Origin of the sequence: Pseudoalteromonas sp. NSLLW24, assembly GCF_015864725.1 — a bacterium.
Lineage (GTDB): Bacteria > Pseudomonadota > Gammaproteobacteria > Enterobacterales > Alteromonadaceae > Pseudoalteromonas > Pseudoalteromonas arctica.
Genome location: NZ_JADYWQ010000011.1, coordinates 80,399 through 100,000 on the forward strand (window position 1 = coordinate 80,399; position 19,602 = coordinate 100,000).

Consider the following 19,602-nt stretch of genomic DNA (forward strand, 5'->3'; position numbering starts at 1 on the left):
ATGGCTTTAGATATGTAAGTTAACCGAGCGAGTCAATCTTAAGCACTGCTTTTTTGGTGTTTAGCATAGCTTGCTTGGTAAATTGGCGATTAATAAATTGGCTAAAAATAATAGTAAATAACGTTGAGAAAATGGCAGCTGTTGCGTACACCTGCCAAATCATAAAGTTATGTTTTAACATAAACGCAATCACCGCAAAAAATACACATCCACCTAATGAACCAATAATACCGCCATTAAGAATTTTAAACGTTGAGGCTTGTTTGTCACTAAAATGGGCAACACTGCCCATTACCGCCAAAATAACCGGAAAGGTAGATATTAACCCGCTCCATGCAGACCCTATATGCTGCGATATAAACGTAACAAGCACGATAAAGCTCGTCACTAATATCATTTTTACCGGAAGCTCCCAGCGAGCATTTAATGGTTTTGCATCAACTGATATATTTAGCTTTGTAGAGATAATAGTTAAACCGAGTAAAATACAAAGTGAAACCACACTCGCCACAATAATATTCACTGGTAAAAATAAAGTAATAACGCTAAATACGCACCAAATACTCAACGCTGTAAAAAGCGATTTAAGCATTCCAAATCTTCGTGATACAACCAAGTAACTAAAACAAAATAAGCCTATACCGCTCATACCATAAAGAGAGGCCACCGCTGAGTTAGCTGCAAATAATTTACCTTGTTCTAATGCTATAAAATAAGAAATAGGCCCAGAGGTAATAGGCAAGCCAGGAATTATGCCGCTAACGAAACTACCAAAGCGTTTTTGGGCGAATGTTATTAGTAAAATAAGCAAAGGTGCAATTATGAGTTTAAGCAGCATAAATAACAATAAAGTATGAGAATTGAAATTAAGTCTACGTGTCTATACCTACATTGTAGAGTGAATAAAAATCATGCATGTAGTGTAATTTTTTTCACCTGTAAATATTAACTAATTTATCAAAACACTGATTAATAGTTATAAAAAAACCACTTATTAAAGTGGTTTTTTTAGCTTAACTTAAACAACAGCATTTATACTTTTTTAAATAAAACCTCTGGGTTTACCATGGTTTTCATTTCAAGCACATTGCCATTTGGATCTTCAATAAAAAACGTTTCTTGCTCAAACTCATCACCAATAAATCGGCGGTATGGTTTATCTAAGTATTCAATACCCGCATCTTCAATACGTGTTTTTAACCCGTTAAATTCATCTTCAGATAAGTGAATCCCAAAGTGAGGTACTGCCACAGCTCCCATATCTACATCATGGCGAACTGTTGGTAGGCGCTCAACACTTTGGTGCAAGGTAAGTTCATTACCCCAAAAATCTATATCTACCCAGCGACCTTCTTCACTGTTACCCGTTTTACAGCCTAGTACGTCACAATAAAACGCTTTAGCCACTTTTAAATCGCCAGCCGGAATAGCCAGATGTAAACAGTTAGACATAAATAACCCTTGGTTAACACTTTAATACATTAAATTATCGCCATTATACATAACTTGTGATTTATAGAACATTAACAGCGGCACTATTAAGCATATTTAATACCTAAATGCCGTTTAAAAAACACGCTTTTAAAGTTTGTAATTACTTATAACATTTATTTGTTAGAGAGTATTAGAAAGCGCAAAAGGATTAGTTTAAAATGCGCCGCTATGATTAAATTCTTACTTTTAAAATTCATCACTTTCTTTTTAGGCTTTGTAGCTTGCTTTGCTATGCACACTACTTTTGCATTACCTTTAGTGATTTCTGCTGCGCTAACGGGGCTTATTGGCTCGTTTATTCCTTTTCCTGCACATTATAAAAACCATCCGTATGCTGCAATTTATGCTGGTAGCTTTGCAGGCATGTGTTCAACTCATTTAATTACCAGTTACTGGGAAATTGCTATTATTTCGCTTATTGGCTCAAGTTTGTATGTGCTTACTATGAATATGTTTACAGGTTTTGGTGGCAAGCTTGGCAGCGTAGCTTTTGCAAGCGTGGCACTTTTTGTATTAGCCAAAGGAATTGTATTATGAGTATTGAATATCCATTACTTGTACTGCTTGGGGCTTTTTTAACATTTTATTTAGCTAAGCATAGTCGCTTTGACGGGGTTAGAGCGTCGTCTTCACTTTCTATTATTGCTTATTTAATTTTTAGCGCTTTAAATTTGAACCCCGATTTATACGCAATTGTATTTTTTGGCGGCACATTCATAGGTATGAGCGCCCCGCATCGTTTTGGTATTTATACTGTAGCAAGCTCATCTATTTTATTTTCAATCTTATTTGAATTTCTTGTACCAAAACTTGACGGCTATGGCGGTGCATTAGGTATTAGTGCATTTTTATCTGTATGTATTTGCCATACTTGTATTTTATTAGGTGCCCCAAGAAGTAAAAAACCGCCACCAGTTCAATAAAAAGTGGAAACTAGGCTGGTTTTTATCCTGACATTAACTTTAATATATTTAAAAATTAGAGTGTAAAATATTCATGTTTTAGCCTGTTCCTTTTTTCTGCAAGTCTGTTAGAATCTTCCGCGAACTTTATTTACCCTAAATAAAGACAATCATATATGGATTTATGAAAATGAAAAAACTAATCGCAGTAGCAGCTCTATCTTTACTTCCTTTCTCAAACGCAATGGCTGACCAAGATATTGGTTGTGGTCTTGGTTCTATGTTATTTGCTGGTCAGCAAGGTAAAGGCGTTAAAATTTTAGGCGCTACAACAAATGGTACATCTGGTAACCAAACTTTTGGTATCACTTTTGGTACTCTTGGTTGTGATGGTACTGGTACAGTAACTTCTTCAGAAAAAATCGCTTTATTCATTGACGGTAACATGGAGCAACTTGCTCGTGATATGTCAAAAGGTGAAGGCGAAACTTTAGCTACTCTAGCTGAAGCTTGGGGTGTTGCAGATCAAGATAAAGCAGCGTTCAATAAGCTTGCTCAAGCACAGTTTTCTTCAGTATTTACTTCTGAAAACGTAACTTCACAAACAGTTTTAGAAAACCTAAACACTGTTCTTGCAAGTAACGCACAACTTGCTTCTTATACTCTTTCTTAATCAGCTAAATTAGCCGGTTTTATACGTATAAATAAAGCCGCTGGAGTATTTCTCTAGCGGCTTTTGTAATTTAGTGATTATGAAAAAAATATTATTTGGTTTACTGCTCGCTCTTTTTAGTACTTACTCAAACGCTCAAAGTATTGAAACAAATACATTAGCAACACACCCTTACTGGCTTAAATTAGGTCACTACCGCTTGGCCACATTAGGTGATTGGAAAAGTGAAGTAGACAGTGCTGAGTTTTTTTTATCTCCTGTAGGTAAAACAAGCCCATATGACGAACTTAAAGCCACTATAGCCGCATTTAGTGGTAAAAATACTGACCCAAAAACAACACAATATCGTTGTCGGTTTCCTGCACGTTATAAATGGCTAAAAACAAAAATTGAAAATAACTGGCCCGAACTTAATTGCCCAGAACTACAGGCGTGGCAAAAAATAATAAACCCTAAAGGGGTTACGTTAGTTTTTCCAACTGCATTTATGAATAGCCCATCATCAATGTTTGGCCACACTTTACTTCGTATTGATGCAAAAGATCAGACTCGCCATAAAGAGTTGCTCGCGTTTGCCGTTAACTTTGCAGCAGAGCCTGATGGCTCAGACAACGCAGCCATGTACGCATTAAAAGGCTTGATTGGCAGCTACCCAGGTAAGTTTTCGCTTATGCCGTACTATAAAAAAGTACGCGAATATAATGACTTAGAATCTCGTGATATTTGGGAATACAAACTTAATTTATCAGAGCTACAGGTAGAGCTTATTTTATTGCACTTGTGGGAGCTACAATTAGCTACATTCGATTACTTTTTTATTGATGAAAACTGCTCTTACCAATTACTTGCATTATTACAACTTGCACAAGAGGACCTTGATTTAACATCGTCATTTAATATGCAAGCTATTCCATCAGATACCGTTGCAGTACTAAGAAATAACAACTTATTACAAACACCTAATTACCGCCCTGCTTTTGGTACTAAGCTTTACCATTACTCTACTCAAATGACTGACGAACAACTTGATGATGCAAGAGAGTTAATGCAAGGTGGCTCCCTCAATACTCGTAATTACTCACAGTCGCAATTAGTCGCTATATTAGAAATGGCGTATGAATGGTTAAATTTTGAATTTTACGATAAAGCGTTAAATCGTGAAGAAATTGCCCCGCGACTAACTAAGCTACTCCTAATGCGCAGCAAATATAATGTAGCTTCGCCATTTACTAAGCCAAACCGCCCTATTGCTTCCCCAGAGCAAGGTCATGGTTCTTCTAAAGTATCGCTAGGTAGGGTACAAAATAATAACCAAGCAAACCTTACAAATTTTGGCTATAGGCTTGCGTATCATGACTTACTAGATAGGCCAGAAGGTTTTATAGCGGGTGCACAAATTAGTTTTTTTGATTTGGAAGCCGCTATTACTGACGAAGGAAATGCAGATATTGAACATTTTTACTTATTAGATGCTATGTCGCTTGCACCCGATAACCGCGTATTTGATAGCTGGTCGTGGAACTTTAAAATGGGCTTTGACCGACAACCAAGTGACAATAAACGTTTAGGCCGCTTTTTTACAAAAGGAGGTTATGGTAAATCTTATGGCGATCCTAATAATGTACACGGCTATATTCTTGGTCAATTTGAGCTAAATACAGGCGATATAACCGACCAACTTAGTACTGGAATAGGCAGCGAAGCCGGTATAATTTGGCAAATAAACAATAACCATAAACTCGCTTTAACTGGCAATATATTATGGCTAACTGATAACGCAGCAAGTAAGCACAGCGAAATAGCTATAACATGGAATTACGCTGTTTCTCGCAATGTATCGCTGCGCAGCAAAGTACAGCATGCTCAATGGCATAGCCATAATTCATCAATGAGTTTAGCTATGCAGTTTTACTTTTAACTTTTTCAATATTATTTATATTTAATGCTACTTGTAGGGTAGCCAAATAGCACTCTACATTTAGCTTTTATTCCCGATGCCTTATAAACACTTTTCAATAAGTGCTCCCACTGATGAAACGTAATAACGACTGGGTTATTGCTATTAAGCTGCCCTATAGTGCCGTATTTACAAGGCTTTGATTTATCTTCTTCTACAAAGGTGCCAAATAACTTATCCCAAATAATAAGTACACCTGCAAAGTTTTTATCAAGGTAACCTGCATTTATTGCGTGATGAACTCGATGATGCGAAGGCGTATTAAATACTTTTTCAAACCAGCCTAACTTACCTACTATTTGAGTATGTACAAAAAATTGATACGCCAAATTTAATGCAACCACGCTAAATACTGTTAGCGGTTCAAATCCAATTAAAATCATAGGTAGCCAAAACACCCACATACCGGCTACGGGGTACATTAAGCTTTGCCTAAATGCGGTGGTGAAATTCATTTTAGTTGAGCTATGGTGCACCACATGTGCAGCCCACAACCAATGAATATGATGCGATGCTTTATGAAACCAATAATATAAAAAATCTTGCAGTAAAAATGCAAATGCAATACTTAATACACTCACTTCAATATCAAACAATCTATAGTCATACAACCAATTAAATAAAGGCATTAACAGCAGTAACACAATAGCATCTGCGCCTTGGTGTAATAGCGCTAACACTGTATTTGCTAGGCTATCTTTTATGTCGTAATAGCACTTAAACTTAATAAACTCACAGCAAACAAATATCAAAAATAACGGGCTAAGAGCGAGCAAAATAATTTCTGAGTTCATACTTTACCCGCCAAAAAATAATTATTTAAATTGTTTAACGCTTGGGTTATATCTTTTGTAATAACATATTTAAGTAATGCATTTGGCATCCACCATGGAGCTGAGCAGCTTATGCAATAGTTAAGTTCGGTAACTAAAGTATTGATGTCTTTATTTGCACTGAGGTATATGTCGCCTCGATGATTAGCTACTGGTTTATCGCCTACTATTTGGTAACTGATCTGATTTTGATCGGCACTGATTATTTGCTCTGAAAAAGTTATTTTACCTATTTTCACTTGCCTAACAGCTCCTTTCCCGCCTTCTATTTGCCCTTCGTTTTGTGCTTGTAGCAGCGTAAATTTGGCATTAAAAAATCGATGCAACTGTTGATGATCCAATAGTGTGCTTATTATTTGCTTTGGCTGTGCATTAAGCGTTTGTTTAATTGTTATAAGTATCATTTTTACAGCAAGAGGTTATTAGGCATTCAACTAGCATATAAAAATTTAACGTGGCAAACTTGCTAATACACGACTATTTTTTAGCTTTAGATGACAAATGCACACATTAGCTGATCATTACTTTTCAAGTATTCTTGATTACTTACAAGCGCAAGGCATTAGTACTAAAACGGCTTTGCACGCTATTAGCTTTGACGAATTTAGTAATCAACGTACCCATCAATTAGCGCCGCGTATTAGTTTAAATAGTTACAATGCTTTATTAGTTTATGGCAAGAAAACACTTAACGATCCTCTTTTTGGTTTTACCCTAGGTCAGCAAATTCGCACTGCTGACTACGGCGTTTTAGGTTACTTAATTGAATCAAGCGATAACTTAAGCAGTGCCATTAAAGCATTGTTAAGCTACGACAGCTTGGTGGCTGATATTGGTAAAGCCAAGTTTGAACTAAATACTGATACAGCAACTATTCGTTGGATTGCTCATCAAAGTTGTAATGAGCATGTTGTTTTACGAAACATGACCGCGTGGGTAAGTGTGATTCGCCAGTTAATAAATTTAACGCTTTCGCCAAGTAGTATTAGTTTCATTTATAATTGGTTGCCATCGCAAAGGCGCGCCCTTGAATCATGGTTTAAATGCCATGTAAAAAGCAGTGCTGAATATAATCAAGTTAGTTTTCCGAGCCATTATTTAACGCTGCCCTTTAAAACCGATAACGCCATTATTAATTCTACCTTTAAGCAATTGTCAGAGCAGCAACTCTCTAACTTTAAAAGCCAGCAGTGTATTGACGATAAAGTTAATCAGTTACTTACAGCTAAAACTACTTTGCAAAACTGCAACCTAATAGGCATAGCTGATGCGCTTAATTTAACACCCCGAACGCTACAACGACGCTTAAAACAACAAGACTTAACCTTTGCTCAACTACTTGAAAAAGAACGTAAAAAACGTGCAGATACATTAATAGCCAGCATGCCACTTGCTGATTTATCTAATATGTTAGGATTTAAAGATCAAAGCTCTTTTAATCGAGCTTTTTTACGCTGGCATAAATGCTCGCCATTACAATTTATAAAATACAAAACAGCAAGTACAGCCAAGTAAATGCAAATTATTTACGTTATATAAACATAATATATATATGTTTTAGTTAATACTCTCTACACTAGGTGTATTATTGCTTTAAAAGATTTTTTATGTTTTTGCGTGTTTTATTAAGTGCTTTTGTATTTATTTTATATAGCCCCCTGTGTAACGCCGATTCGGTTACTTTTATAGCTGAAGACCTTCCTCCTTATCACTTTAAAAATCAGCAAGGTGAAGTAAGCGGCGCTTTAGTCGACATTGCCAAAGCAGTTGTGAAGCAAACAAACTTAACCGCTAATTTTGAAATAATGCCTATGGCCCGTGTTTTTAAAGAGCATAAAACAAATACCAACGCCATAATGTTGTCTTTGTTAAAAACCCCAGAGCGGATTAATAAATATACATGGTTAGGCGAAGTGTATTTTGCAGATGCTTATTTAATTAGCTTAAAAAGCCATGTAGATGAAGTTGTTCACTTAAATTTTGCTAAAGAGTATAAAGTAGCAACCATTCGTGGCTACCTGAGCGAAGCCTACTTAAAGCAAAAAGGCTTTACCGAAAATAACAATTTAATACTGGTCAGCTACTATAATCAACTTTGGCAAATGCTTTATAAAAACCGGATCGACTTTGTAGTAACTAATACACTTACACTTAATAACGAGCTAAAAAGCCTAGGACTCGATCCTAGCCTAATAACAAAACGAATTCATTTAAGCGATCTTCCCTCTTCACTTAATTTTGCAGCAAGTAATCAACTTAATCCTAAAACAGCTAAAGCACTCTCTGACGCATTAAGTAGTATTAAAGAAAATGGTGAATATCATGCCATTTTAAACAAGTGGCAACTTTTATTACCAAACACGACTAACATGCAGCACTAACCATATTTAAAGCCCAACATTAGTTATTGGCAGTGGTTATTTAGTTATTTGCTAAACGCGGCAAAGCAAACTACAAAATTAAAAATCTCCTTCCCCCAAAAAATAGACTACACCTTAGCGCCAAAATCTACGTTAAACATCACTAAATGAATAGCCAAGCACATAAAAAATACATACCGCAAACACTTCCATAAAAGCCGTTAAAAAACACCTAAACCAAATTGGTATAACAAAAAATCATTTAAAAAATATTTAATTTTACTAATTGGTAAGTTTTAATTGTTAAATTGGTATGCTAGATTGAGATTAAGCGATGCCTGTACCGCACAATTTTTACTTCATCACACAGAGACAATAATGATAAAAAATACATCCACATTTAAACTTACGGCTTTAGCCGTTATCACCCCTTTACTTTTTACCGCTTGTTCAAGTACCCAAAGCACTAATCAGCAAAGCGATGCGCCGGTACCTGCAACAAAGTTTGATTTATCACACTGGAAAATAAATGTACCAGTAGATTTAAACAACGACGGTAAAATTGATGAAATAGATGTAGAAGAAATTCAGACTTACGCACACCCTGATTTTTTCTACCTTGATGAAAAAGGCTACATGGTATTTACCTCCCCTAATAAAGCGCTTACAAGTGCTAACTCTACTAATACCCGTAGTGAACTTAGACAAATGATCCGTGGATCAAATACTAAAATTAAAACTAAACACTCTAAAAACAACTTTGCTTTAGCTGTTCACCCGCTATCTGACCGATTTGGTTCTGTTGGTGGAAAAATGGAAGCAACATTAAAAGTAGATCACGTTGCGCTACGTGCTACCGACCCTGATAAAAAAGCAGCTTACTCGGTTGTTGTAGGGCAAATTCACGCGGGTAAAGATCAGGCACTTATTGATACCAAGCTTGGTTATGGCTGGGGCAATGAGCCACTTAAAATATATTACAAAAAATGGCCAGGGCATAAAACAGGCTCAGTTTTTTGGAACTATGAACGTAACTTAGCTAAAACGAATCCTGACCGTACAGATATTACTTACCCAGTTTGGGGTAATACATGGGAAAACCCTAACGAGCCAGGCGGTGCCGGTATTGCACTAGGTGAAGAATTTAGCTACACGGTAAATGTGTATAAAAATGTTATGCACCTTACATTTAGCGCACAAGGCAAAGAAGACGTTAATTACTCTATTAACTTAGGTAATAACGTAGATGCTTATGGCAAAGTGGACGAAAAAGACCATCCACATGGTTACGCTGCAGATTGGCATTACTTTAAAGCTGGCGCTTATAACCAATGTAGTACTAAAAGCGCGAAAGGTATTTGGTACCCAGGTTGTTTAGGTACTGGCGATTGGTCTACAGATAAACAAAATGGCGATTACGCTCAAGTAAGCTTTAGTAAACTAGAGTTAAGCCCAGCGACACCGCCAACAAAATAACTAGGCTAGTACAGCCTCAGATAAGTAATTTTTTAGTGATGTAAACAGTGGCGTTGGTAGATTATTAATATCGCACCAGCGCCACTTTAAACATTTATTAGGCTCTTTAAGCTCAGGCTCTCCGCCTTCAAAGTCAGCTTTTACATACAGCGTAATATAGTGCTTGTTCTCTGCTGTAAAAATATCATTGGTAAAATCAAGCTTAGTAATTTTACTTAACTTTAAACCTGTTTCTTCAAACACTTCTCGTATTGCACATTGCTCAACACTTTCACCAAACTCTAAATGTCCACCAGGTGTTGCCCATGTATTAGCACCGTGCGCGCCAATGCGCTCACCTAGTAAAATTGTGTTTTGATGCTTTATGATAACCGCCACACCAACTCTTACTACGTTACTCATATCGTATTTTCTCTTATTTTTACTGCCCGCCATGCTGAACCACACGCTTTGTATTGTCAATTTTGTATTTTTAAAACCAGTGTGTTGATTAACTTTTAACCGACCAAGGTCGAATAGCTTGCTTGCTAAAAAAAGCCTACATTTTGTAAGGTCTCTCACACACAAATTTAGCTTTAGGAGCCTTACATGTCAGGCGAATATAAACAGCAATATAATGCCTTTAAACAAAACCCAGCCCAATTTTGGCTCGAACGAAGTAAAAATATTCCGTGGTACAAAGCTCCCACAAAAGCATACACACAAGACGACGACGGGCTTTATCATTGGTTTAGTGACGGGCAATTAAACACCAGTTTTTTAGCGCTAGACCAACACGTTATTGCCGGATTTGGCGAGCAAACTGCACTGATTTACGACTCCCCAGTCACTAATACAAAGCAAACTTATAGCTACTCACAACTACAACAAGAAGTTGCTAAATTTGCAGGCGTAATACAATCGTTAGGTGTTACAAAAGGCGACCGCGTTGTTATTTATATGCCAATGATCCCACAGGCGGTTATTGGTATGTTGGCGTGCGCTCGCCTTGGTGCTATTCATTCGGTGGTATTTGGTGGGTTTGCTGCACACGAATTGGCTGTACGCATTGATGATGCCAAGCCCAAACTTATACTTAGCGCCTCATGCGGTGTTGAAGTAAACGGCGTTATTGAATACAAACCACTTATTGATAACGCAATAGACTTAGCTTCGCACAAAGTAGAACACTGCGTTATTTATCAGCGCCCACAAGTAACCGCCAGTCTTAAGCCTAAACGAGACATAGATTGGACTCAGGCAATGCAAACAGCTGCAATCGCAGATCCGGTGCCTGTAAATGGTAACGATCCGCTTTATATTTTATATACCTCAGGCACGACAGGCACACCCAAAGGCGTAGTGCGCGAAAATGGTGGTCACGCAGTGGCAATGCAATACAGCATGGAAACCGTTTATGGTATGAAGCCCGGCGACGTATTTTGGGCAGCATCTGACATTGGCTGGGTAGTTGGGCACTCTTATATAGTTTACGCGCCGCTAATGTATCGCTGCGCGACCGTATTATATGAAGGTAAACCGGTTAAAACCCCCGACGCCAGTGCATTTTGGCGCGTGGTTGAAGAATATAAAGTAAATGCATTATTTAGTGCCCCCACCGCCTTTAGAGCAATTAAAAAAGAAGACCCAAATGCCGATGGTTTTAATCAATACGATACCTCTAGCTTAAAACGTTTGTTTTTAGCCGGCGAGCGGTTAGATCCTCCCACTTACGAGTGGCTTAAAGAAAAAACCAAACTGCCAGTGCTTGATCATTGGTGGCAAACCGAAACCGGCTGGGCTATTGCTTGTAACCCTGTAGGGCTTGAGTACTTAGCAACAAAACCTGGCAGCTCTACGGTGCCTACTCCAGGTTTTGACGTGCGAATATTAGATATGGATGGCAATGAATGCGCAGCTAACGAGCAAGGCGCCGTGGTAATTAAACTGCCACTGCCGCCAGGGTGCATGCCAACCGTTTGGCAAAATACCCCGCGCTTTAAAGCAGGCTATTTAACGCAGTACCCTGGCTATTATCTTTCAGGTGACGGCGGCTACATAGATGAAGATGGGTACTTATTTATTATGGGACGCACCGATGATGTAATTAACGTAGCAGGCCATAGACTTTCTACCGGTGAAATGGAAGAAATAGTAGCCGCGCACCCTGCTGTTGCTGAGTGCGCCGTGTTTGGGGTAACCGACACACTAAAAGGCCAACTACCAATGGCAATGATCGTGCTTAAAAATGACTTTATGGGCTCAAGTACCGATGTAGAGCAAGAACTTATACAAACCGTAAGAAACCAAATAGGCGCTATAGCGTGCCTTAAAACCATTATTAGCGTAGAGCGATTACCCAAAACACGCTCAGGTAAAATACTGCGTAAAAATTTACGCCAACTAATTGATGGCGACAAACTGCAAATTCCTTCAACCATAGACGATGCAGGTATTTTTGAAGAAATAAACCAACAAATTTCACTACGTTGATCCAACAAGCTCTCATAAAGCCATTTTTAAAAATGGCTTTTTTTTGTATAAAAATAAGATAATTACAAATATTTAAAGTAAAGTATTAATAGCAACTATAATAAAAATATACCCATAACATTTTAGGAACTATGAATGTTTGTTTTAAGTAAAAAGTATCTATCGGCTAAAAATGATAACGAAGAACTTGCAAAAAAAATTGCAGAATTAACTGCGCATAACGAATTCCTAGCACAAGAAAACAAACACTTAGAACAACAATTAAGCTTTACTCAAACCGAAAATGATGAACAATTTACCGAAAACTTACTTTCAAGTTCTATAGATTGCATAAGCCAAATTGAAGGTGTTCGCCAAACTGTGCTTGAGTCTTACTCAACCATTGAGCAAGAAAGCCAAGTTAGCTATAAAATAAATGACCTTTTAAATAACTCAAACGAATCATTAATGCATATAGCCAGCGAGATGAAACTTATGACCCATAAAATGGGTAGCATGAGTGAAAATATATCTGGCCTTTCAAGCCTTGCAGTTAGTATAAACACCTTTGTATCGACCATTTCAAAAATATCTGATCAAACAAATTTATTAGCATTAAATGCAGCCATTGAGGCAGCTCGAGCAGGCGAAGCTGGTAGAGGCTTTAGCGTGGTAGCTGATGAAGTAAGAGTACTGGCAACTAACACCAATAAATCAGCTCAAGAGGTTGCAGATCTTGTTAAAGAAATAATAGAAAAAACAGATGTAACCGTTAATTCAGCCGACGATATACAAAAAAACAATGCACAGCTTTCAAGTAATTTTGAATCACTAAATAGCGATTACGCATCCATTATTAGTTTTTGCACAAACATGAAGAACACTATATCGCAGGCTTCTATTCGCTCATTTATTCAAACCGTTAAGTTAGATCATATTGTATGGAAAGGTGAGGTTTATGCGGTTGCTAATGGCAAAAGCAATAAATCGGTAGACGATTTCACCAATCACACAATGTGCCGCTTAGGTAAGTGGTATAAGTCTGATGACTCTAATGAATACAAATCGTTAAATGCATTCAAACAAATAGATAAACCGCATAGCGAAGTACATAAAAACGGCGTACAAGCGCTACAACTAATTAAGCAAGGCAAAAAAGTAGAAGCAGTTAAACATATACACTTAATGGAATCAGCCAGTGAGCAAGTAATACATTTACTCGATCAGCTAGTTCGTTAAAACCATTAACGGGTTAAGTTAGTCTTAACCCGCAATCTTTCCTATAAAAATTGAAATTTTTTACTTATTGGCACTTTCTTACTTAACTAACCTATAAAAAACGTTAAACAGGAATGTGCATGTCTCGCTTATTACAAACACTAATCGCTACCAGCCTATTACTTATTGGTTTTATGGCTCAAAGTTACGAAATTGAAGACTTAGGCGACGGCCTCCACCGCTTTATAGATGACAGACATCGCTCAGTATTTTTAATCACTCCTGAGGGCGCAATTGTTACCGACCCGCTTAATAAAAAAGCCGCCACCTGGTTAAACGAGCAAATTAAAACTCGCTATAACGTGCCTGTAAAATATGTAATTTATAGCCATAATCACAGCGATCATATTTACGGCGCCGAGGTATTTAAAAGCCCGCACACCACGTTTGTAGCACATAAACTTACCGCGCAAGATATTAAAAACACACAAATGAACACGGTCATGCCCACTCTTACCTTTGATGATGAGCTGACTCTTAATTTAGGTGGTTCATCGGTAAAGCTAAATTACCATGGTCCAAACGATGGGCGGGGTTCGGTTAGTATATTATTCGAAAAGCAAAAAACGTTGTTTGTAGTTGATTGGATTGTTATTGGCAGAATGCCGTGGCAAAAACTCTGGAGTTACGATATTCAGGGCATGATTAACTCAACCCAAGCGGTACTCAAATACGACTTTAATACTTTTGTAGGTGGACATGCCGATATTGGCAGCAAGGCTGATGTAGCGCGTTACTTAAGTTATATAGAGCTTTTATATAGCCAAGTAACAGCAGGCATTTTAGCAGGCAATACGCTTGACGAAATTAAACAAAATGTAAAGTTAGACCAATTTAGTGACTTTAAACAGTTTGGTGCATGGTTACCACTTAACATAGAAGGCGTGTACGAGCGTTTAATGGAAGAGTCTGGTATGGGTTGGCGCAGCGATTTATAGGTTTTTTAGGCCTTACTTTTTTGTGCAAATCTAATATTCAAATACAAAGGCATTAGCTTTAAATGCGCTATTGCCTTAGTGAACATTAGCAACATTTACACTCCACTTACGTTTATTGACAGCACTATACAAAAAAAGATTTATCTTAAAGCTTATACAAAGCCAAAGAGGATAAATACCTATGAACTTATCTTTAAAAATTATTAGCGTAGCAGCAATAGCATTTACCATGAGTGGCTGCACTGTATATCAACATAGTCCCAGTGCGCATAAACCACATAAAAAAGCAGTTAAAGTAGTTACGCCTGTTTTAGTAACTGAGCACAACTCTCCAAGCATTGTGATCGTAAAAGCCAAGCCCACAAAACAAGCCTGCACTAAACATGATGATCATTGGCATTGCAGGGCTCGCTAACAGATACTTTGCTAAGTAAATCACTAAGTTTTTATATTCTCAGCGTTAAATTAAATATTTTTGAATGTAAAAAAACCGCGCTAAAGCTTTTTTAAAAGTGCCTTAGCGCGGTTTTTATATTTCAAATCTAAGTATTAAAAAAGCTCGTTAACTAAAATCGACCAGCACTTCATGATGCCCTAGCATGTCGCTTACTTGATATACTCATCGTGCCATTTTATTATTTTTTTGCTTAACTCCAGCCCTAAACCGCAGCCAATATTGGCAGGCCTGTTTGTGTTATGAGTCGCGTGTTGCATATCAGCTTGTGCGCTGTATTTACTTATAGAGATCTCGCTGTGCAATATGCCATTATCTTGATAGCTTGGCTGGCTGCTACATGCAGCAAGTGTGCAAGTAAAAAACCGGTTGAGTGCTTTTTAAAATAAACCATTTAATTATGCCTAATTCGTACCATTACATTAAGTGAATTAGCTTGCTATATTTTTCAATAATAAATAAAAATTACTAGCCGTTTAATAACTCAATAATTATTGAGTTATTAAACCATTACTTTATTACGGCCTGCATTTTTAGCTGCGTATAATTTTCCATCAGCTCGTCGAGATGCATCTTTTGGGGCTTCGCCCGCTTTAACTTCTACTACACCAATACTTACTGTTGATTTTATATGGAGTGAGGTATGAGTAACATTCTCAATATTTTCGCGTATACGCTGGGCAACTTCATGCGCAAAACTAAGTGCTGTATTAGGTAAAACAACTAAAAATTCTTCTCCGCCGACCCTACCTGCGCAATCTGTTTGACGAATGTTTTTTTCTATAAATTTAACAGTAGAGATAATAACTTCATCGCCAATATCATGTCCGTATGTATCGTTTACTTGTTTAAAGTGGTCTATATCAATAACAATTAATGAACACGCGCTTCCTAAAAACTCGCTTTTTTTAATCGCGTTGTATTTAAATGCAAATATTGCTCTACGATTAGCGATGTCTGTTAATTCGTCTTTTAATGCAAGTGTTTTGAATCGCTGTTTATGCTGAGTTTGTTTATAAGTTATGTAAGCTAAAATCAATATTAACCCAATAGAAAATAGCAACGATTCGATTTGCCAAAATGCTTTTTCATTAGCTAAATTTAATAACTGCTCTTTTACCTCTGACGATTCTTTTAGCCTTGTTATTTCTCGTTTTTGCTGTTCCCAATCAAATGCTAAACGTTGAGAAAGTAATGTATTATCTGCAATTTCTTGCACTTTTTTATCTGCGATTTTTAATAACTCTCTTTGAGCTAAGGCTTCTTGCTGATAATTACTTTTTTGCACTGCTAATTCACGCTTAAATTCTAAAAAACGAGTTAAAGAGTCAACTGACCATACTTGAGAACTATTTTGTTCAAAATCTAAATAAAGAAGTTCTGCTTCATCTAGGCGGCCCTTTTTAATTAACCACTCAGCTGTTGTTATTGATTGAATAAATTTAATCCACTCACTATTTAGCGTTAAATCCCTAGCTTGATTTAAGTATTGTTTAGCCTCTTGCAGCTCATTTAATTGAATATTTATTTGTGCGATTTTAAAGAGTAGGTAAGCACTCCCTTCATCGTCTTCATACTTAGTAACGGCTGGGAGTATACTGTTGTACAGCATTACCGCTTTTTGGTAATTACCTTGAGCTTCATAAGCCTGGGCTAGGATATCTGTGGCTATGTACCACTCTTGCTCATTGTAATTTGTCAGCTCATTAATCGCTCTTTGTAATTGTTCTTCAGCCAGCAAAAAATTGTGAAGATCGGCATGAATAAGCCCTATCTCTTTAAGTATGAGCGCTTTGTCGTAAGAAAAGCCGCCTTGTTCAAAGGAATTATAAGCTTGCTGAAATGCTAAAAAAGCTTGCTGATACGAGCCTTGCGAACGAAAAATCCTTCCTAAAATTAAGTTAGCTGTCGCATGTTGGTAATAAAGTTCTGGATTTTTAGAGGTGTCACTAATAACATTTTTGGTCATTGAAGTGGCCGCACTTACTTTTCCTTGTTGGTATAAATTAAATGCCTGGCATGTTTGTAAATCGAGTTTTAATTTAGGGGAGTCAGCTTTTTTGATTGCTTGATTAGCATCTGACAGTAAATCATTTAATGCTATATGATTCTTGTCATTTTGGGGGTCATAAAACCAACACTTTACAGTTTTAACTCGAGCAGTATCGAGCACAGAAGGATAAGGTAGGTTGCGCTCTAACTTATCCATAAGCCCACGACTTTGATTACTCGTTAAATGACCACTTAGTATTTTTTCAACATCTTCTTTTACTGCGTTAGCCAAAGTGCCGAAACAAAGTAGACAGCAAAAAACACCAAAAAATAACTTAAACATTTAGCTTTATAATTCCTTTACCGCACTTAAAACACAATTGAAGGACACTGCAATTAGCTGACGACAATCTTTAATAACCATCGTTAATTATGGTAACAGTATTTGCTTTAATACTTACATTAATACTTACATTAATACTTACATTAATACTTACATTAATACTTGCATTAAAGTTTACTGTTATAAGTTTTGCAGCTGCTCTATCAACCATTTATGAATTGGACTGTTATTAGTACGAGGATGCCATGCGGCTATTACTTTAAATGCAGGAGGCAGAGCTTCTATTTTTAGCTGTTTAACTTTGCTGTTTGGTAATAATCTTGATGGGTAAAACGCTAGCATATCAGTAGTATGTAAAATATCGGGCACCGCTGAAAAACTCGGTACCGACATTACAATATTACGTTTTAGCCCTTGGCTTTCAAACCACTGATCGTGCGAACCACGCAAATTAGCGCGCGATGGCGACACCACTAGCTGTGAATGCTTTGCAAATTGCGCCAAACTCAAAGGCTCAGTGTAAGTAGTGTTACCTATACCGGTAATACACAAATGCTGTTCTTCAAACAAAGTGATATAAGAAAGGTTGTCGGGTATAAATTCTGGAAAGCTAATCAATAAATCAAGCTCGCCTGCCGTTATAAGTTGATTAACGTTGTCGGATGCAAAGTCGCGCACAATCAGCTTTAAACCTGGCGCTTCGCGGCGGGTAATATTAAATAATTGCGGCAATAAAGCCTGCGTGGCGTAGTCGGTTGCGCTTATGGTAAACACACCTTTATAAGTTTGCGGACTAAACAGCTCGGGCTCTAGTAACGATTCTAATTGCTTTAAAATATGATTAACAGGCGCCTTGAGTCCTTGCGCTTTAGGAGTAGCAACCATGTTATTACCTTGGCGAATAAACAAGCGATCGTCAAATAAGTCTCGTAGTTTTCGTAGTTGCTCACTAATAGCTTGTTGCGTTAACCCCATTTTTTTGGCTACTTGCGAAAGATTTTGCAGTTCTAATAAGCTACTGAGTACTCTTAACTGTTTTATATCGAGCCGACTAATACCATTCATAATTGTATGCTGCACAAAAAAGTGTTGTTTCAAATTGTATCCTTAAATCTCTATGCTGCCAATGTTGCTTAACCACTATTTAAGCCTTTGTTTGCTTTATAAGAGAATTTAAAATGAAATCAGAATTAGTTAATACCGCCCCTTTATTCTCACCAATTGAGCTTGGCCCTTTTACACTTAAAAACCGTATTGTGATGCCACCTCTTACTCGCTCTCGCAGCACTCAGCCTGGCAATATTCCTAATGAATTAATGGCTGAGTATTATGCGCAGCGGGCATCGGCTGGTTTTATGGTTACCGAAGGCACACAAATAGAACCTCGTGGACAAGGTTATGCTTGGACCCCAGGTATTCACTCGCAAGCACAAATTGAAGGCTGGAAAAAAGTAACACATGCAGTACATGCTAAAGGCGGTGTTATTTTTGCTCAGCTTTGGCATGTAGGGCGCGTATCGCACACCACGCTACAACCAAATTCAGGTAAACCGGTTGGCCCTTCAGATATTATTGCTGACAACGTAAAAGTATTTATTGAAACCGCACCTGGTGAAGGCGCATTGGCTGACCCAAGTGAGCCTCGTGCACTAACAACAACTGAAGTTGGCGAACTGGTAAACATGTATGCGCAAGCTGCACGTAATGCTCTAGAAGCAGGCTTTGATGGCGTAGAGCTTCATTGTGCTAACGGGTATTTAGTTAATCAGTTTATTTCTGAACATACTAATAACCGTGACGATCAATACGGTGGAACGCTTAGTAATCGCCTGCGCTTTTTAAAAGAGATAGTTGAAGCGGTAAGTGACGTTGTAGGCTCTGATCGTTTAGGTGTTCGCTTTGCTCCTTTATTTGAAAGCACAGATGAAACACGAGTGTATCTAGGACTTGTTGAATCAAACCCTCATCATACTTATGTACAAGCCGTTAAAGTGCTTGAGCAAGCAGGTATTGCTTACTTATCAATAGCGGAAGCTGATTGGGAAAATGCTCCTGATTTACCACAAGAATTTTATAAAGCAGTACGAGCTGAATTTTCAGGTCGCATTATTTATGCTGGTAAATACACAGTAGAAAAAGCGGTACGTATTTTAGGTGAAGGTTACGGTGACTTATTTGCATTTGGTCGCCCATTTATAGCTAACCCTGATTTACCAGAGCGTATAGCGAATAATTGGACGTTTAACGAGGCCGATGCAGCCACTATGTATGGCGGTACTGAAGTAGGTTATAGCGATTATCCTTTTTATCAAAAGTAGCCAACCTAAACTCTAAACGATATATGGGATAAGGATTGGTATTGGTATAGAACCGATACGGTTTTATACCAGGTAGCTTAATTAAGCTACCTGTTTTGAGGTAAGAAAACGGTGTTGATAACACAGCTAAAAC

General features: G+C 37.5%; 19 protein-coding genes. 12 read left to right on the forward strand and 7 right to left on the reverse strand.

The window, feature by feature from the left end:
* Positions 1–19: 19 nt before the first annotated feature.
* Positions 20–838: a hypothetical protein gene (locus tag I6E72_RS12795; protein WP_010554616.1), complete on the reverse strand. Its 819-nt coding sequence runs from the start codon at positions 836–838 to the stop codon at positions 20–22.
* Positions 839–1,032: 194 nt separating this feature from the next.
* On the reverse strand, positions 1,033–1,452 hold the full coding sequence (locus I6E72_RS12800; protein WP_010554617.1) for a VOC family protein: 420 nt from the start codon (positions 1,450–1,452) through the stop codon (positions 1,033–1,035).
* A 273-nt stretch (positions 1,453–1,725) separates the two neighbouring features.
* Here I6E72_RS12800 and I6E72_RS12805 point away from each other — a divergent pair, with 273 nt between their 5' ends.
* From I6E72_RS12805 to I6E72_RS12820, 4 genes are all read left to right on the forward strand, one after another.
* Entirely contained in the window at positions 1,726–2,031 is a 306-nt protein-coding gene (locus tag I6E72_RS12805; RefSeq protein WP_007587218.1) for a hypothetical protein, read from the forward strand.
* Positions 2,028–2,417, forward strand: a complete 390-nt coding sequence (locus I6E72_RS12810; protein WP_007587227.1) for a hypothetical protein — start codon at positions 2,028–2,030, stop codon at positions 2,415–2,417. The genes I6E72_RS12805 and I6E72_RS12810 overlap by 4 nt, the downstream gene beginning before the upstream one ends.
* Before the next feature lie 169 nt (positions 2,418–2,586).
* Entirely contained in the window at positions 2,587–3,069 is a 483-nt protein-coding gene (locus I6E72_RS12815) for a DUF3015 domain-containing protein (protein ID WP_024589733.1), read from the forward strand.
* Between the two features lie 79 nt (positions 3,070–3,148).
* Entirely contained in the window at positions 3,149–4,987 is a 1,839-nt protein-coding gene (locus I6E72_RS12820) for an Lnb N-terminal periplasmic domain-containing protein (protein ID WP_197112535.1), read from the forward strand.
* An 11-nt stretch (positions 4,988–4,998) separates the two neighbouring features.
* Here the strand turns inward: I6E72_RS12820 and I6E72_RS12825 are convergent, their stop codons facing one another.
* Positions 4,999–5,820 carry a sterol desaturase family protein gene (locus I6E72_RS12825; protein ID WP_197112537.1) on the reverse strand — a complete coding sequence of 274 codons (822 nt, stop codon included), beginning with the start codon at positions 5,818–5,820 and terminating at the stop codon, positions 4,999–5,001.
* Positions 5,817–6,263, reverse strand: coding sequence for an SRPBCC family protein (locus I6E72_RS12830; protein ID WP_197112539.1), 447 nt, complete (start codon positions 6,261–6,263; stop codon positions 5,817–5,819). Before I6E72_RS12830 ends, I6E72_RS12825 begins: the two co-directional genes overlap by 4 nt.
* 97 nt (positions 6,264–6,360) lie before the next feature.
* Here I6E72_RS12830 and I6E72_RS12835 point away from each other — a divergent pair, with 97 nt between their 5' ends.
* The 3 genes from I6E72_RS12835 to I6E72_RS12845 all read left to right on the forward strand — a co-directional run bounded on the left by I6E72_RS12835 (position 6,361) and on the right by I6E72_RS12845 (position 9,695).
* Positions 6,361–7,374 (forward strand): AraC family transcriptional regulator, encoded by a 1,014-nt coding sequence (locus I6E72_RS12835; protein WP_197112541.1) that lies wholly within the window; start codon positions 6,361–6,363, stop codon positions 7,372–7,374.
* Positions 7,375–7,466: 92 nt separating this feature from the next.
* On the forward strand, positions 7,467–8,240 hold the full coding sequence (locus I6E72_RS12840; RefSeq protein WP_197112543.1) for a substrate-binding periplasmic protein: 774 nt from the start codon (positions 7,467–7,469) through the stop codon (positions 8,238–8,240).
* Between the two features lie 357 nt (positions 8,241–8,597).
* Entirely contained in the window at positions 8,598–9,695 is a 1,098-nt protein-coding gene (locus tag I6E72_RS12845; RefSeq protein ID WP_166419272.1) for a polysaccharide lyase family 7 protein, read from the forward strand.
* On the opposite strand, the gene I6E72_RS12850 is transcribed toward I6E72_RS12845, so the two are convergent.
* On the reverse strand, positions 9,696–10,097 hold the full coding sequence (locus tag I6E72_RS12850) for a nucleotide triphosphate diphosphatase NUDT15 (protein ID WP_197112582.1): 402 nt from the start codon (positions 10,095–10,097) through the stop codon (positions 9,696–9,698).
* Positions 10,098–10,283: 186 nt separating this feature from the next.
* On the opposite strand from I6E72_RS12850, the gene I6E72_RS12855 reads away from it, so the two are divergent.
* From I6E72_RS12855 to I6E72_RS12870, 4 genes are all read left to right on the forward strand, one after another.
* The gene (locus I6E72_RS12855; RefSeq protein ID WP_197112545.1) at positions 10,284–12,167 is read left to right on the forward strand and encodes a propionyl-CoA synthetase; all 1,884 of its coding nucleotides are present in this window, start codon (positions 10,284–10,286) and stop codon (positions 12,165–12,167) included.
* Between the two features lie 135 nt (positions 12,168–12,302).
* Positions 12,303–13,385: a methyl-accepting chemotaxis protein gene (locus I6E72_RS12860; RefSeq protein WP_197112547.1), complete on the forward strand. Its 1,083-nt coding sequence runs from the start codon at positions 12,303–12,305 to the stop codon at positions 13,383–13,385.
* 119 nt (positions 13,386–13,504) lie between these two features.
* The gene (locus tag I6E72_RS12865; RefSeq protein ID WP_197112549.1) at positions 13,505–14,362 is read left to right on the forward strand and encodes an MBL fold metallo-hydrolase; all 858 of its coding nucleotides are present in this window, start codon (positions 13,505–13,507) and stop codon (positions 14,360–14,362) included.
* Between the two features lie 181 nt (positions 14,363–14,543).
* On the forward strand, positions 14,544–14,777 hold the full coding sequence (locus tag I6E72_RS12870; RefSeq protein ID WP_121955078.1) for a hypothetical protein: 234 nt from the start codon (positions 14,544–14,546) through the stop codon (positions 14,775–14,777).
* Positions 14,778–15,318: 541 nt separating this feature from the next.
* On the opposite strand, the gene I6E72_RS12875 is transcribed toward I6E72_RS12870, so the two are convergent.
* Complete coding sequence (locus I6E72_RS12875; protein ID WP_197112551.1) at positions 15,319–17,151, reverse strand: tetratricopeptide repeat-containing diguanylate cyclase; 1,833 nt, start codon at positions 17,149–17,151, stop codon at positions 15,319–15,321.
* 180 nt (positions 17,152–17,331) lie between these two features.
* Positions 17,332–18,249 (reverse strand): LysR family transcriptional regulator, encoded by a 918-nt coding sequence (locus I6E72_RS12880; protein ID WP_197112553.1) that lies wholly within the window; start codon positions 18,247–18,249, stop codon positions 17,332–17,334.
* Between the two features lie 80 nt (positions 18,250–18,329).
* Here I6E72_RS12880 and I6E72_RS12885 point away from each other — a divergent pair, with 80 nt between their 5' ends.
* Positions 18,330–19,469 carry an alkene reductase gene (locus I6E72_RS12885; protein ID WP_197112555.1) on the forward strand — a complete coding sequence of 380 codons (1,140 nt, stop codon included), beginning with the start codon at positions 18,330–18,332 and terminating at the stop codon, positions 19,467–19,469.
* The last annotated feature ends 133 nt before the right edge of the window (positions 19,470–19,602 follow it).